At 41.0% G+C, this 415-nt stretch carries 1 protein-coding gene; it reads right to left on the bottom strand.

The annotated features are described in order from the left end of the window. A partial coding sequence (locus B7C60_RS15375) for a trypsin-like serine protease (protein WP_157928718.1) occupies positions 1 to 415 on the bottom strand: 415 nt, incomplete at both ends.

Genomic DNA, 415 nt, shown 5'->3' with positions numbered 1-415 from the left:
AGGCAAACGATAATTTTTCATTATTTTCTCGGTTAGTCGTAACGGTTAGCTGTTGAACTTCACGGGCATCAGTCGATCGAGGAAACAGTTTTTTTGAGGTTGAGGTGAGATGAATGCTACAGCTATTAGAAGGCTCTAAAGTCGCATCAAGACAAGTATTGGTTGTTATGGTGAGCTTGGAATCAGGCTCAAGTTCTATGTCAAGAATAGATAATGCCGAATCAGAGGTATTCTCTATGACAAGCTCTTCTTCTACGCTTGGTTGAGTGACTTTACGATAAGTATATTGGGAATAACTGATACCCAATTCTTTTATCTTGGCGATCCAATCTTGAAAATAAGCAACATTAGCATAAACCCCATAGGCGTTTGGCTGAGCGCAGCCATTCCCCCAACTAACGATACCAACTTGCTG

The sequence above is a fragment of the Vibrio fujianensis genome (assembly GCF_002749895.1).
Classification (GTDB): domain Bacteria; phylum Pseudomonadota; class Gammaproteobacteria; order Enterobacterales; family Vibrionaceae; genus Vibrio; species Vibrio fujianensis.
This window is presented reverse-complemented; position numbering and strand designations above follow the sequence as displayed.